Consider the following 13,318-nt stretch of genomic DNA (forward strand, 5'->3'; position numbering starts at 1 on the left):
GGAGGGATTCGGTTGTTCACGCGCAGGCGGCCAGGAGGGCGTCACTGACCGCGCTCTGGTGGCGGGCCCCTTCGTGCCCGCCGGTGAGCCGGTTGGTGAGGTAGACGAAGACCACGTCGCGTGAGGGGTCGGCCCAGGCCAGACAGCAGTTGCTCCCGTTATGGCCGAACGTCTCCCGGTCGCTCAACTGGCCCATGGGGCGCTTCCGGTCGGGGTGGGTGCCCGTACCGCCCAGCTGGAAGCCCTGTGCCCAGCGGATCGGCAGTTTCACGGCCCGGTCGATCTCGTCATCGCTGGACACCCGCCGGGCCTCGCGGACCGTGGCGGCGTCCAGAATGCGCACGCCGTCGAGCTCCCCCTCGCGCAGCAGCGCCTGGTAGAACCGCGCGAGGTCTGCGGCGGTGGCCGAGACGCCCCCCGAGGGAATGACCGCCCTCCGGGTGGCGCGGCGGTTGAGGGCCCCCCGGGTGACCAGTCCGACGGCGCCGGGGCTGCTGACCGGCACACGGCGGTGCCACATCCCGTCCGGCAGTCCCATGTGCACATCCCGCAATCCGAGTGGATCGAGGAACTCCCCGCGCAGCACGTCAGGAAGCGCGAGGCCCGTGACCCGGCGGACCAGCTCCCCGAGGATGAAGCCGTAGATGATCGCCTGGTAGGCCGGGACCTGGCCGGGCGGCCACCGCAGCCGTGCGCGTTCGATGACGCGTACCGACCGGTCCCAGTCGGTCATCGCCAGCGCGTCGGTCAGCAGGCTGCCGCCCGTCGCCATCCCCGACCGGTGCTGCAGAACCTGCCGGACGGTGACGGCGCCCTTGCCGCGGTCGCCGAAGCGCGGCCAGTACCGCGCGACGGGGTCGTCCAAAGACAACTCGCCACGCTGGGCGAGCAGATGCACCAGCAACGCGGTGAACGGCTTGCCGGCGGAGAAGGTCCAGAACAGCGCGTCCGGGTCGCAGCCGTAGGCTCGGTCCAGCACCACTCGCCCGTGGCGTAGGACGCACACCTGCGCGGCCGTAGCGCGCGAAGCGACGAGTTCCGTCACCCGGCCGAGCCCGACGGGATCGACGCCGACCTCTTGGGGCGGGCATTCGGACCGGTTCATCGACACCCCTCAACAGTTCCCATCATGGGGAGCTACACCCTACGGGGGTACGTTCTGCCGGTAGTGGCGGTGGGAACGCCGCGCGCCGCCTAGGGTGTTGCTCCCATCGACGAAGGGCAGCAAGGGGTGGACGACGTGCACATCGCGGACCGTACGGACTGGCGCGACTACTGGCGTGAGGCCAGTGAGGACGACTACGTCGGTGAACTGACCACCGAGATCGTGGGCGTCGGCGAGGACTCCCGCGAGCCGGTGGGCACCCTCGCACTCGCCTGCGCCGGCGCCGAGGCGGCAGAGAACCTGAGCAGGGCCCTGTCGCATGAGTGGGCGGTGTACACCCCCGAGCAGGCCGCCACGGTGGCATCCGCCGTGTACGCCCAGATCGAGGCCTCGGCAGCGAACCTGCGCGCCCTCGCCGACGTCCTGGGCCCGGTCGCGGCGCGCGGGGACCTGGAGGCACCCGAGCCCGCCGTGGCCCTCCTGCGTAAGGCTGCGGACGAGCTCGGAGCCCATGTGCAGCGCACCGCGGGCCCGGTGACGGACGCCCTGTCCGCCCTCCCCTCCGATTTGTCGCTCCCCGACAGCGTCCACGAGACCGTGGCGGCCGTCGCCGTCCTGACCGGTGGCGAACTCGTCGTCCCGCACGAGCCGGACGACTTCGATCCCGAAGACGACACCTTCGGCTGCGGATGCTCCGTCCACCTCAAGCACGCCGGGGAGGCGTACGACTTCCACCGCGGTGACGCCGAGTGGTCCCTGACGAAGGAGAGCGATGGCGTAGCAAGGCCCAACGGCTCCATGGCCTGGACCGATTGGGTGTCCTTCGCCGCATCGGAGCCCTGCGCGCACCCGAAGCAGCTCGCCGCGGAGATCAAGGAGGCACTGGCGCGGGACTCGGCCTGATCGCGACGCACGCCGCGGGGCCGCCCGGCGGGCGTGGCTACGCCGGCCCACACGCCCCTCGGCGGGCAACAGCGCGGGTGCCCCCACTGGTTGATCCGGTGGGGGCTTTCGCGACCGGGGCAGGCGGAGGCAACCTTTCTTCGCGGGGGGGGTGTCACTGAACTCCGGACAGGCGCCGCTGTTCGAGATAGATGCCGGTGAAGACCGCGACCTTGGCGCGCAGCACCCAGGGGTCGAAGGGTTTGCCGATGTAGTCGACGGCGCCGGCGGCATAGCCGCGGGCGGAGTGTTCGGGGTCGGTGCCCATGGCGGTGAGGAAGATGATGGGGACGTCGCGGGTGCGGGGGCGTCGTTTGATGTGGGCGGCGGTCTCGTAGCCGTCCATGTCGGGCATCTGGACGTCCATGATGATCACGGCGAAGTCGTCGTGGTCGAGCAGGGCCTTGAGCGCTTCGCGGCCGGAGGAGGAGACGACCAGTTCCTGGTCGAGGGTGGACAGGACGGCGGTCATGGCCAGCAGATTGTCCGGCTGGTCGTCGACGATGAGGACCTTGGGCATGGCCTGCGGGGCCGCCGGTGTCACCGCGGCGACGGCCTGGACCTGTTCGACCGCCTCCAGCTGCCGTTCCAGCAGGGTGCAGCGCTGTTCGGCTTCGTCCCGCTGTTTTTGCGCCTGTCCGAGCTGGGCGGACAGGCGGGTGACCTCGTCCTGCAGCTGGTCACGTTCCCGCAGCAGGTCGGTGACGTCGGCGCCGGCGGCGGCCAGGCGTTCGGCGCGTTCCCGTTCCGCGCTCCACTCCGCTTCCAGCTGGTTCAGGCGCACCTCCAGGTCGGCGATGCGGTGCTTGCGGTCCAGCAGCGCGTCGTCCAGCGCGTCGCCGCGGGCGGTGGAGCGGCGGGAGACGCGGTCGGCCTCGGCGAGCTGCTGCTCAAGCACTTCCACCGCGTGGCGGGGCGAGGCGCTGGTCTCCACGACCGCCCGGTGCAGGCGGCGCACCAGTTCGATGGCGTCCGGGGTCGCGGCCCTGCCGTGGTGCTCGGCGGCATCGGTGAACAGGTCCATCACCACTTCCCACGGCGGTACGCGGCTGCCGTTGAGGTAGCGGGAGAACGTGCCGGCGTCACGCACGCGGCGGGCCGCGTAGCGGCGGACCGAGACCCCCATGCCCTCGAACAGCTCCCGCAGCGCCATGGCCAGCGCGCGCGATTGCGGTGTCAGGCCCTCGGCGAGGGGACGCAGCTCACCCACGGGCGCTCCCGCCCTTCGTGCCCGCCTCGCGCCGCACGGCCGTCCCGGCGCGGGCGGTGTCGGGGGCGATCACCTGGTTGAACACCGGCACGGCCCCGCCCGCGGCGGCGAGGCCGGCGAGCACGCCGCCCACGATCGCGTTACCGGCCAGCACCGACAGCAGGCCGGCGCACACACCGGCCAGCACCCCCAGTAACAGCACCAGCGCCGCCCGCACCGACACAAGCGAACGATCCATCGGACCTGCCCTTCCTCACCCCTGCCGGAGACACCGGCCGGGACGGCGCGCCCCGGATGGACCCGCCTCGTGACGAGCCACACCTTGGCGCCAGGTGGTTCCGTTGCGCCAGGCAATCGACGAACCGGCAACATTCCGGGCCCGTTGCCGCTCCCGTCGCCCGGTCCGCAACACTCCGATGCCCAGGTCATGCCTGGTGCTCCGGTGGGTGTTGCGGCAACGCGCCGGCAGATCGCATGCCACGTACCCGGAAGAGGGCCCCTCCCACTCCCCCGCTCTCCCGACAGCCCTGGCACGGCACCACCGCCGCCTGCGTCACGAGCAACCGGGCGTCAGAACCGCTGCTGCTCCGCGCCCGGCGGGAGGAAGCACGGTGTGGTGACGGAGAAGCGCAGCAGGTTGGGCGGCTTCACGGAATCGGCGATGAGGCTGAACCGATCGTGGTCGTGGAACCCGTAGAGCACCGCCTCGGGGCGCTGGGGCCGCTCTTCGTAGCTGGTGACGCGGACACCGTGTTGTTCCAGGGCCCGGCGGACCTTGCGTACGGCCTCGATGTGCCGGTCCTGCGGGAGGTGCGCGTAGCGGGTGTAGGTGAGGGTGAAGCGCCCGTCCTCCGGCACCTCGTCGTTGCGCCCGACGCACCTCTCGAAGGATTCGCGGGGCGCGGGGTCGTCCGCGCTCTGCACCTGTGCGTAGTGGGCCATGGTGGCGGTGTACTGCTTGGCCCAGGTCAGGGCGTCTGCCCGGCTCTTGCGCGGCAGTGGCTTGTTGGGGTCATCGGTCTGCTGTGACATGCAGCCTCCGGCGAACAGTACGGCCGTCAGTGCCGTGAGGATCAGGGAAAGGCGTGGTCTGGTCATGGCCGGTCACTGGACGAAGGCGGGGCCGCCGGGGGCGACGGGGACGACGGGGGTCAGCGGTTTGTCGTGGCGCTCGGTGGGCGGCTGGCCTGCGATGATCTTTCCTTGGTTGTTGAGGCTGTCGCTGTCGTCGTCCCAGTAGCCACTGTGGCCGTGGGTGTCCACCTTGAAGCGGGTACCGCCGAAATCCGATTTGTTCGGTGTGGTGCCCAAGGTCAGGTCGGTGACATTGCGGATGGGGTCGTCCTCGGCGATGCCGGTGTAGAAGTGCCGGGGGTCGATATTGAGGTCCTCGGCATGGTCGACCCCCATGCCGGGGCTGCCGACGACGGAGATGTTGTCGGCGTCCAGGCCGCCGCCTCCGGACGCCGCGGAACCGACCACGGTGGTGCCGTAACTGTGCCCGAGCACGGTGAGGTTGGCCCGCTCGCCGCCTTCGTGGGAAGCCCGCAGTCCGTGGGTGAAGCGCCGCAGGTCCGGGCCGGCGTCATCGGCCCGGCCCTTGCCCGCGACGTCGAGGTTGCCCGCCTCCGAGACGGGAATCTCCGGAGCGTCGTAACCGAGCCAGTAGACCATCGAGGTCTTCGCTGTCGGGTCCGCGTCCTGCGCCGAGCGCCGCAGCTTGCCCACCCGTTCCAGCTGCCCTTCGGCGGATTCCATCGTGGTGGCGGTTCCCGGCACCTGGACTCCCACGTTGTCGGCGGTGTCCGGGTTCCCCAGGGCGATGACGGCTTTGCCGTCGCCCGCGGAGTCGTAGTCGAGGACGTAGAGCTTGTCGCCGTCCTTCGCGCCGTCGCGTCTGTCGAGTTCCCGCTGCAGGGTCAGCAGGTTATTGAGGCGCTTGTTGTAGTCGTCGGTGGAGTACTTGTCGTGGTACTCGTAGTTCTCCATCGCACCCAGCTCCTGTTCGAGAGCGAGCCGGTTGGCGTCGTCGCGCACCGCGGACGGCAGGCCGTCGGTCTTGCCGATGATCTCCGGATGCAGCGCCGCATAGGCCTCCCGCTGATCTTGCGGCAGATTCTTCCACCACTCGGCCGCGTCCTTCGGGTCACCGGGCGGATACGGCTTGCCGAGGTCGGTGTGCAGCGCCTTGGACGCCTGCTCGACGTCGTCGCGCGCCTCGCCGGCCGCGTCGTCGATGTTGCCCTGCAGGATGTCGCCGTTCAGCTGCGCCAGTGCCTTGGCGCCGTCGTCGCTGGCCTTGCGGGCGTCGTGTACGGAGTCGTTGAGCTGGACCTGGTAGTACTCAAGTTTCGAGAAGAGGTCGAGCCGGTCCTGTTCCGTCTCGCCCTCCTGCGGCTCCTCGCGGCCCTTGGGCGGGTGGACGACCCCCTCGTCGTCCACATGGAAGTGCTCGGCCTCCAGCTCCTTCACCGCGATACGGAGCCGGTTCTGGGCCAGCAGCATGCCGGCCCGGGCCAGGCCGATGGCCTCGGAGATGGCCATCGCCTCCGTACGCACGATGCCGAAGCGGGTCTCCAGGTCCTCCAGATAGAACAGGGCGGCGTTGGCGTCGTCGCCCTTCCAGTGAGCGTGCAGCGGGCCGGTCACCTTGCTCCGGTGCCGCCCGCCGAGCTCGTCCATCCGTGTGGAAAGCCGGTGCCAGGCCTTGTCGGCTGCCTCGCTGTCGGAAAAGTCCTGTTTCAGCAGGCGGGTGTAGTCAGAAGCCATGCGTGGGCCGCCCCGTGGTCTTGTGCGTGGTCACGTCGAGCCGTCTCTACGAGGTTGCGTCACCCGAAGGGCGAGCCGGAGCGCTGCGGGCGCAGCTCCGGGTGGGGGTCGGGGGCGGGGCCGCCGACGACGTCCGGCTCGTAAACAGGCATCGGATCGACGCGGGGGCCGCCCGTCCGGGGCAGAGCGGGGCCGGCCGGGGGCGTCAGCCGGGTGAAGCCAGGTGTCCCGCCACCACCGCTGTCGCCGCCACCGGCAGTGGACCTGACCGACATGGCCGACACGGCAGACGCGGTGCTCGCCCGGGGGTCGGCCGCCTTCTCGAAGTCCTGGGAGACGAGGGAATCGTTCCACTCGTGCCCCTCGGCCGACTTGCGCAGGTTCGCCGCGCCCGCCTTCGCCCGGTCGTGCATCCCGTTCAGTGCCGGAGCCCAGCTCTCGGCGACGGTCCGCAGGGCGGCACCGAAAGACCAGCCGTCGAGCGAGTCCGCCGCCGCGCGGGCATCCGCCAGGGCCTTGTCGTTCGCGCCCTTCATGTCGTCCGCGACGGCGTCCTCCGCCTGCGCGGCCGAACGCAGCTCCGCCGGATCGACGTCCGTCGTGCCTGCCACCTGGCTCCCCTGCTTTCCTCGGTCTCCTCCGCAGGAGGCCTCAAGACAACAGAGGCAAACATTAACAACGCTCCTGTACTGGCCACACACCGAGGCCGCCGTCGGAGTCCGCGCCCGGCCGGGCCGTCGCCGGACAGCCGCCGGGCGACCGCCGGGCACAGGGCCGGGCGGCCGCCAAGCGCAGCCGTCAGCTGTCGGAGTGGAACGCGCCGTGGACCCGCAGGTTGCCCTGGATCGCCACCTGGTCGTCGTTGACGTGCACGAGCCAGTCGGTCCCGTTGCGGACCGCCAGGCGCCCGTTGGCGTTCACCTTTCCGATGAACAGCGAATCCTCCTGAACGCGCAGGCCTCCGTTGACCGATACCTGGTCGTCCTTGGTGTGCACGATCCAGTCGCCGCCGTTGCGGACCGACAGGTGTCCGTTGGCGTTCACCTTGCCCTCGAACTGCGACTCACCGTGGACGATCAGCGGGAACTGGCTGTCCTCGGTGGTCAGCTTGCCCCGGGCCGTCAGGTCGCCCGCGCGGACCGCACCCCCGACCTCCAGGTTCCGCATCGGCCGCAGGTCGCCGTTGACGGTGAGGTCGCGCCCGGCGACGACGTTCCCGTCGGCGTTCACCTCGCCCTCGGCGTCCAGCCGGCCGTGGACGACCAGCCGCGGCGGGCCGTCCTGCGTCTCCAGTACGTTGTCGACGGTCAGCCCGCCCTGGAGGGTGAGCCGATCCTTGACCTGGGCCCGGTGCGTGACCAGGTCGTCCAGGTCGGCCTTGGCGGCGGCGACGGTCCCCCACTGGTGGTCTCCGGCGCCTTGGTACACGTTCAACCCCGTGTCCGGGAACCCGATCCACCCGGCGCTGTTGCCGCGCCCCTGCACCCACTTGGTGATGACACCGTTCAGGTCCACCTTGTCGGCGTCGACGGTCCCCCACTCCCGTTTCCCGTCCTTGAACACGTGCACGCCGGTCTGGGGGAAGGTGATCCACCCGTCGCTCGCGTTGCGGCCCTGCACCCACGCGGTGTTGACGCCGTTCAGGTCCGCCTTGTCGGCGGTGACGGTCCCCAGGTCGCTGCCACCGCCGTGGCCGACCGTGATCCCGGTGGGCGGGAACCGGACCCAGCCGGCGTCGTTGCCGCGGCCCCGCACCGATGTGGTGGTGACGCTGTCGACGTCGGCCTCGGCGGCCGAGATGGTGCCCGGCGCGTTGGAGTCGTTGCGGATCTGTGCGCCCTGTGCCGTGAAGGTGATCCGCCCCTTGCCCTGGTCGGTGCCCTTCGCCCACGGGGTGTGGAGTCCGTTGGTGGCGGTGACGCTCTCGAACTCGGGGCTGCGCAGGTGGACGGTGGTGGTGAGGATGTGTTCCGGCTGCTGCTGCCCCGGTACCGAGGTGGCTGTCAGGGTGTAGGTGGCGTCCCGCTTGGGCTCCTCACCCGCCGCCGGTATCCACTCCCAGCCGGTCCCGGCCTTCTGCGGTGGGTTCTTCGAGGGGCCGTCCGGTCCATGGATCTGATAGGTGAAGGCGTCGGTCCCCGCCCACTGCAGGGCGACGTCCTTCCCCGCGGCCACCAGAGAGTGCTTCGGGCGGAAGTTGCGCGGCGCCGTGGGAGCCTGCTTCATCAGGCTCAGCGTCACGGGGGATTCCTCACCCCAGGGGCCGTTCTGCACAGCCTCCGTCAACTGCAGCAGGACCGGCCCCGGCTTGCTGGAGACCGGGAAGCCCTCCAGCGCCAAAATCATGGACCCGCTCTCCCGCAAGGGCGTGGGGGTCGGGAGGGCCGGAGGGGACGCCAGCCGGGGAGTTACGGTGAAGACACCGGTCGTGGGGTCCCAGTCGGTCAGCGGCTCCTCGTCCGGCGTCCGCGCCGGGTCCGGCAGGACCCGGGCCGTGACCGCCTTCGGATCGGACGTCAGGGCACTCTCCTGCTGCCCGAAAGGCACCCGCACCTTGAGGGAGAGCCAGGAGAACTTCTTGTCCTTCGGGTTGGAGACGACGATGTAGACCGCCCCTTTGGACGTCCCGCCCGCCTCCGACACCTGGAGCGGAGCCGGGTCGGTGAGGATGTTGTACGCAAGGAAAGCCACCGCTGAAAACCCCCCTGGTTTCTGCTGCACGCGCCCGCCCTCGCGGGCCAGTCCCCGTATGGTCCATACCGCAGTCCCACCGGACAACCCAAGAACGCCGACGCGTCATAACCGGCGCGAACCAGACCCACGCTGACCGAAACAGGGCCTGCCGACGTTCCCGCACCAGCGCGCCAGGGCAAGGCCGGCCGCGGACCACGAGCGAAGCCGCAACCCTGCCCCAGTAGGGTGGCTTCGCATGACCGACTCCGAGATCGAGATCACCGCGGGCCTGGTCCATGACCTGCTGCGGGAGCAGCATCCGGACCTCGCAGGACTGGCCATTCGCGAAGTAGCGGGTGGGTGGGGCAATCAGATGTGGCGCCTTGGGGACGACCTGGCTGTGCGCATGCCCCGTACGGAAGGTGCGCCGGACCTCCTGCGCAACGAGTGCCGGTGGCTGCCCGTCCTGGCCCCGCGCCTGCCGCTTCCGGTCCCCGGCCCCGTACGGATCGGTGAACCGTCCGCACGCTTTCCGAAGCCCTGGACCGTCATGACGTGGGTCCCCGGCGAGCCGCTGGACCACACCTCCATAAGCCGCGGCGACCACGCGGCCGGCACTCTGGCGGGCTTCCTCAAGGCACTCCACGTGGAGGCGCCCGAGGACGCGCCGGTCAGCGGGGACCGCGGCGACCACCCCAAGAAGTGCACGGACGGATTCGACCACTTCTTCGACGCCGTCGTCCCCGACGATCTCGCCGACGCCGTCCGGGCCGTCTGGGACGACGCCGTCGCGGCGCCCGAGTGGGAGGGCCCGCCGCTCTGGGTGCACGGCGACCTTCATCCCGCGAACGTCGTCGTCTCGGACGGGACGCTCTCGGGCGTGATCGACTTCGGTGACATGTTCGCCGGCGATCCGGCGTGGGACCTCGCGGCCGCGTGGGTGATTCTTCCCGCCGGCGCCGCCTCCCCCTTCTTCGACGCATACGCGCAGGCGGACGAGGGAACGATCCGGCGCGCCCGCGGGCTGGCCGCCCTGAAGAGCCTGTTCCTGATGCTCATGGGCCGGAACGGCGACCGGGGCCTGCCTGGCGGCAAGCCGGCATGGGGACCCGCAGGCCGGGCAGCACTCGATCGTGTTCTGAGAGACGGTTTGACGTAGGCACGGCGCGACCGGGCGTCATCCGATGCCCGCTGCCGGAGCTGCCGCAGCCTCCCCCGCCTCATGCCGGAGGGCCGAGACGTCATCGCTCGTCGGCGCACGCCTCGCCGTCGGCGGCGGCCTGGCACAGTGCGACGCCGGCCGGCGTCCCAGGCGCGGCCCCGGTCTCGGTGTCCGTACGGACGTCGTCCGGCAGCGGGGTGGCGTACAGGCTCGCCCACAGCCACCAGCGGCGCAGCACGCTCAGCAACTCGGTCTCGTCGGCCTCACCCATCTCCCGGCGGAACGCCGTGCGGTCGGCCGTCGGCAGGGCCGCGGCCACCGCGTTCTGGGTGCGGGGCAACGGCGATGGGCCGCCGTCGCCGTGGTGTACCGGCTGTGCGCTCATGGACTCATTCCTTCCGGCGGTTTCGAGTCTGCCGTCCGTCGGCCGGGGGGGTGGTCGCGTGCGTCGCGGAAGGACCCGCCCGGCCGGGGCGGAGGCTGGCCGTTCCGTTGCGGGCAGGTACGTCTTCGGTCGCCCGGCCACGGCCACTCAGGGGGTGAGGAGGGGGTCAGCCGATGGGGTTGACGAAGGTGGCCGGGTGGGTGGCGCCGTCCTGGTGGACGAGGGGGCCCCAGGGCCACTTCAGGGTCAGCGAGGTCGTCTCGTCGGGCGGGGTGACGACCGCGTGGGCGGGCTGGTAGGAGCCCTCGTCGTTCTCCTTGGCCATGCCGAGGCTGACCGTGAAGTCGGTGCTGTCCCCGGGGCCCAGGGTGATCGAGCCGTGCTCGGCCGAGGAGCGGGCCAGCGACCAGCGCTGACCGCCGTTCTCGGAGGTCAGGTCCACACCCGCGAAACCGCCGATCTTGCAGGTACGGCTGCTCTTGTTGGTCAGCACGATGCTGGTGGTCGTGGAACCGCCCGCGTCGGGGTCCGGAGTGGCGTCCTCACCCGTCGCGAAGGCCGCCGTCAGGCTGGAGGTGTGGCAGCGCTCGACACCCGAACCTGTCTTGGCGTCAGCGCCCGCCTCGGCATCCGAGCCCGCCTTCCCGCCTCGGGCGGCGTTCGGGCTGCCCTCCTGCTTGCCCTCGGGCGCCGCGGCGGCCGCTTCCGTATCCATGTGGGCCGCGGCCTTCGTGCCGGCGGCCTCCGAGCCGGAGCAGGCCGTAAGGGTCAGACCGGCGGCCGCGGTCAGCGCCGCGGCGCCAACGCGCAGGGTACGGCGGCGGGCGGTACGGGCGGTGGAGCTGGAGCGCATTTCGGGTCCCCCCAGGACAGTCGGTGGCGTTGTCTCCTCGGTACGACACCCACTCTCTCCGGGGCCGCTGGCAGGAGACTGCCGCTTCGCTAACACCCGACTAACGCCCCGCGGCGCCACCGCCATACCGGCCTTGCGCACCCTTGACGGACGATCGGCGACCGCGAAGACCTGCCACAGGTTCGGGGCTCGCCGGAGCCCGAACGGCAGGCCGAGAAGCCGCGCAAGCCCCTTGCCGCGCGCCGGCACCGACAGCCGGGATCACAGATAGAGCGCCCTGTTGATCGGAATGCCCTGCTCCTGGCAGCCGCGCTCGTAGTGGTCGATGAACCAGAAGACGTCGATCACCTCGGTGACCCTGTCCTGCTCGTCGAGGAACTCCACCGGCCCGTTCAGCCAGAAGACGGTCTTCATGCCCGCCTCGGAGACCAGGGTGTGAGTGCGGCCCGGGCTCTCCCGGATGAAGTCACCCGGCCGGCCGACCCAGTCGTACTCCAGGTAGCGCCAGCTGCCATCGAGCACATAACCCGAGACCGGGCCACGGTGGCGGTGGCGGCCCAGCGCTCCGCCGGCCTGCACCCACAGGACGTTCGCGGCCGAGCTGCTGCGGACGTCGAACGTCAGATGCTTGATCATCACGTGCGGGACGAAGGGGAGCCACGGTGAGGCCGCCTCCGCGATATGCCCTTCGGGCAGCGCGTACTGGTCCCGGCGCCGGTCGAGCCTGGCTTCGGCGGCGGCCAGGCTGTCCGCACCCGAGTTCGAGCTGATCGTCATTGCTGATGTCCTTCCCATTGGCACTGGTGCGGACTCGCGGGTACGGCCATGTTCGACTCCCCCGCCCCGGCGCAACAGTGACTTCCAGGACGGTTGGGCACAGACGGAAGGCCCCGATCACGCGCCCACGGAAACCGCCTCGCCTCCTGTCAGGGCGAGGAGTTCCTCGAAGGTGGTGTGGAACATGGTGTGCGGCAGCCCCGCTCCGGCCCACACCTGGTCGTGGTCGGCCAGCGTGGTGTCCACCAGGGTCCGCAGCGGCGCGGGGTGCCCGATGGGCGCCACTCCCCCGACCTCTTGGCCCGTGGCCTCAAGGACGAACTCCGGGGTGGCGCGGCGGACTTTCCGTACGCCTACGTGAGCTGCCGCCTTCTTCAGGTCCACCCGGTGGGCGCCACTGGCCACGATGAGCAGCGGAGCGCCGTCGGCCTCGAAGACCAGGCTGTTGGCGATGGCGCCGACCGGGCAGTCCAGCAGGTGGGCGGCGGCCGCCGCGGTGGGGGCCGGGCCGGGCAGTTCGGTGATGCCGCCCACGTGGCCGTGCGCGGTCAGAGCGGTGCGGACGTGTTCGACTGCTGACGTCACTGGTACTCCAGACGTACGGATGATTCGCTTCCTGACGGCACGGCGCATCGTGCCGCCGACCTGAATCGCCGAACCGTCGCCCTCGCCCTCGTCTCGGCACCGGAGCGTACGGACCGTCCCGGGAGGATGGCAAAGCACCACCACTTGACCGCGTACAGCCATTCGCTATGGTCTGGACTAATGCCGGACGGAAGCCCCGGTCGACCACCCCGCAGTTGCCGGTCACTTCCCGCACGGACGACCGCTCCGCTGCCGCTCAGGCGCATCGGCCTCCGTCTCCGCGCGGCGGCCCACCCCCGGGAGGAGTTGGCATGCACGCGAAGAGGAAGCTGACCGTCGTCATCGCCGTGGGCATCGCACCGCTCATCGCCGTGAGCCTGCCCGCCGACTCGGCCGGCGCGCACGGCTGGGTCACCTCACCCGCCAGTCGGCAGGACCAGTGCTTCGCGGGAAGCGTGGAGTGCGGCCCCGTCAAATGGGAGCCGGACGCCGTGGAGGGCCCCAAGGGCCTGAAGAGCTGCAGCGGCGGCAACGCGCAGTTCTCCGACCTCGATGTCGACGGCAAAGGCTGGAAGGTGCACGACGTCGGCACGTCGAAGACGTTCACCTGGCAGCTGACCGCGCAGCACAGCACGAGTACCTGGCAGTACTTCGTGGGCGGCCGGAAGGTGGCCGAGTTCGACGACGGCGGCGCGCAGCCGCCCCAGTTCGTCAAGCACCGCGTGGACTTCGGCGACATCCGGGGCAGACAGAAGGTGCTGGCGGTCTGGAACATCGCCGACACCGACAACGCGTTCTACGCCTGCACCGATGTGAACATCCGCGGCTGACCGGCCCGGCCGCGGACGAATCCGCCG

The 13,318-nt window shown here is 70.7% G+C and carries 14 protein-coding genes; 3 read left to right on the top strand and 11 right to left on the bottom strand.

All coding sequences use genetic code 11. The features are described 5' to 3' along the window. Positions 1-16 precede the first annotated feature (16 nt). A complete protein-coding gene (locus tag ACFV57_RS26160) occupies positions 17-1,105 on the bottom strand; it encodes a serine hydrolase domain-containing protein (RefSeq protein WP_385237076.1) in 1,089 nt (362 codons plus the stop codon). 126 nt (positions 1,106-1,231) lie between these two features. Between ACFV57_RS26160 and ACFV57_RS26165 the strand changes: the two genes are divergently transcribed. After that, positions 1,232-2,008: a hypothetical protein gene (locus ACFV57_RS26165; protein WP_385237079.1), complete on the top strand. Its 777-nt coding sequence runs from the start codon at positions 1,232-1,234 to the stop codon at positions 2,006-2,008. A gap of 154 nt (positions 2,009-2,162) precedes the next feature. Here ACFV57_RS26165 and ACFV57_RS26170 read toward each other — a convergent pair whose 3' ends face one another. The 6 genes from ACFV57_RS26170 to ACFV57_RS26195 all read right to left on the bottom strand — a co-directional run bounded on the left by ACFV57_RS26170 (position 2,163) and on the right by ACFV57_RS26195 (position 8,717). Continuing rightward, on the bottom strand, positions 2,163-3,257 hold the full coding sequence (locus ACFV57_RS26170; protein ID WP_385237082.1) for a response regulator: 1,095 nt from the start codon (positions 3,255-3,257) through the stop codon (positions 2,163-2,165). Beyond that, on the bottom strand, positions 3,250-3,495 hold the full coding sequence (locus tag ACFV57_RS26175; RefSeq protein ID WP_385237085.1) for a hypothetical protein: 246 nt from the start codon (positions 3,493-3,495) through the stop codon (positions 3,250-3,252). The genes ACFV57_RS26170 and ACFV57_RS26175 overlap by 8 nt, the downstream gene beginning before the upstream one ends. Before the next feature lie 332 nt (positions 3,496-3,827). Next, a complete protein-coding gene (locus tag ACFV57_RS26180) occupies positions 3,828-4,355 on the bottom strand; it encodes a hypothetical protein (protein WP_385237088.1) in 528 nt (175 codons plus the stop codon). A gap of 6 nt (positions 4,356-4,361) precedes the next feature. Continuing rightward, positions 4,362-6,026, bottom strand: coding sequence for an alpha/beta hydrolase (locus ACFV57_RS26185; protein ID WP_385237091.1), 1,665 nt, complete (start codon positions 6,024-6,026; stop codon positions 4,362-4,364). A gap of 59 nt (positions 6,027-6,085) precedes the next feature. Next, the gene (locus ACFV57_RS26190; RefSeq protein WP_385237094.1) at positions 6,086-6,637 is read right to left on the bottom strand and encodes a hypothetical protein; all 552 of its coding nucleotides are present in this window, start codon (positions 6,635-6,637) and stop codon (positions 6,086-6,088) included. Between the two features lie 187 nt (positions 6,638-6,824). Continuing rightward, positions 6,825-8,717: a polymer-forming cytoskeletal protein gene (locus ACFV57_RS26195; RefSeq protein ID WP_385237096.1), complete on the bottom strand. Its 1,893-nt coding sequence runs from the start codon at positions 8,715-8,717 to the stop codon at positions 6,825-6,827. 238 nt (positions 8,718-8,955) lie between these two features. Here ACFV57_RS26195 and ACFV57_RS26200 point away from each other — a divergent pair, with 238 nt between their 5' ends. Then, positions 8,956-9,858, top strand: a complete 903-nt coding sequence (locus ACFV57_RS26200) for an aminoglycoside phosphotransferase family protein (RefSeq protein WP_385237099.1) — start codon at positions 8,956-8,958, stop codon at positions 9,856-9,858. 82 nt (positions 9,859-9,940) lie between these two features. On the opposite strand, the gene ACFV57_RS26205 is transcribed toward ACFV57_RS26200, so the two are convergent. The 4 genes from ACFV57_RS26205 to ACFV57_RS26220 all read right to left on the bottom strand — a co-directional run bounded on the left by ACFV57_RS26205 (position 9,941) and on the right by ACFV57_RS26220 (position 12,461). Continuing rightward, on the bottom strand, positions 9,941-10,246 hold the full coding sequence (locus ACFV57_RS26205) for a hypothetical protein (RefSeq protein ID WP_385237102.1): 306 nt from the start codon (positions 10,244-10,246) through the stop codon (positions 9,941-9,943). A gap of 166 nt (positions 10,247-10,412) precedes the next feature. Beyond that, a complete protein-coding gene (locus ACFV57_RS26210) occupies positions 10,413-11,099 on the bottom strand; it encodes a DUF4232 domain-containing protein (protein ID WP_385237105.1) in 687 nt (228 codons plus the stop codon). Between the two features lie 261 nt (positions 11,100-11,360). Beyond that, complete coding sequence (locus tag ACFV57_RS26215) at positions 11,361-11,876, bottom strand: 2,4'-dihydroxyacetophenone dioxygenase family protein (protein ID WP_385237108.1); 516 nt, start codon at positions 11,874-11,876, stop codon at positions 11,361-11,363. A 117-nt stretch (positions 11,877-11,993) separates the two neighbouring features. Further along, positions 11,994-12,461, bottom strand: coding sequence for a YbaK/EbsC family protein (locus ACFV57_RS26220; protein ID WP_385237111.1), 468 nt, complete (start codon positions 12,459-12,461; stop codon positions 11,994-11,996). Between the two features lie 311 nt (positions 12,462-12,772). Here ACFV57_RS26220 and ACFV57_RS26225 point away from each other — a divergent pair, with 311 nt between their 5' ends. Then, positions 12,773-13,291, top strand: a complete 519-nt coding sequence (locus ACFV57_RS26225) for a lytic polysaccharide monooxygenase auxiliary activity family 9 protein (protein WP_385237114.1) — start codon at positions 12,773-12,775, stop codon at positions 13,289-13,291. Positions 13,292-13,318: the final 27 nt, after the last annotated feature.

The organism is Streptomyces sp. NPDC059788 (genome assembly GCF_042732265.1).
In the GTDB taxonomy this organism is placed as follows: domain Bacteria; phylum Actinomycetota; class Actinomycetes; order Streptomycetales; family Streptomycetaceae; genus Streptomyces.

Excerpts from the sequence above, each read along its gene's own strand:
- ACFV57_RS26175 (WP_385237085.1), bottom strand. The coding sequence starts at position 3,495 with ATGGATCGTTCGCTTGTGTCGGTGCGGGCGGCGCTGGTGCTGTTACTG.
- ACFV57_RS26160 (WP_385237076.1), bottom strand. The coding sequence starts at position 1,105 with ATGAACCGGTCCGAATGCCCGCCCCAAGAGGTCGGCGTCGATCCCGTC.
- ACFV57_RS26180 (WP_385237088.1), bottom strand. The coding sequence starts at position 4,355 with ATGACCAGACCACGCCTTTCCCTGATCCTCACGGCACTGACGGCCGTA.
- ACFV57_RS26215 (WP_385237108.1), bottom strand. The coding sequence starts at position 11,876 with ATGACGATCAGCTCGAACTCGGGTGCGGACAGCCTGGCCGCCGCCGAA.
- ACFV57_RS26200 (WP_385237099.1), top strand. The coding sequence starts at position 8,956 with ATGACCGACTCCGAGATCGAGATCACCGCGGGCCTGGTCCATGACCTG.
- ACFV57_RS26185 (WP_385237091.1), bottom strand. The coding sequence starts at position 6,026 with ATGGCTTCTGACTACACCCGCCTGCTGAAACAGGACTTTTCCGACAGC.
- ACFV57_RS26210 (WP_385237105.1), bottom strand. The coding sequence starts at position 11,099 with ATGCGCTCCAGCTCCACCGCCCGTACCGCCCGCCGCCGTACCCTGCGC.
- ACFV57_RS26205 (WP_385237102.1), bottom strand. The coding sequence starts at position 10,246 with ATGAGCGCACAGCCGGTACACCACGGCGACGGCGGCCCATCGCCGTTG.
- ACFV57_RS26225 (WP_385237114.1), top strand. The coding sequence starts at position 12,773 with ATGCACGCGAAGAGGAAGCTGACCGTCGTCATCGCCGTGGGCATCGCA.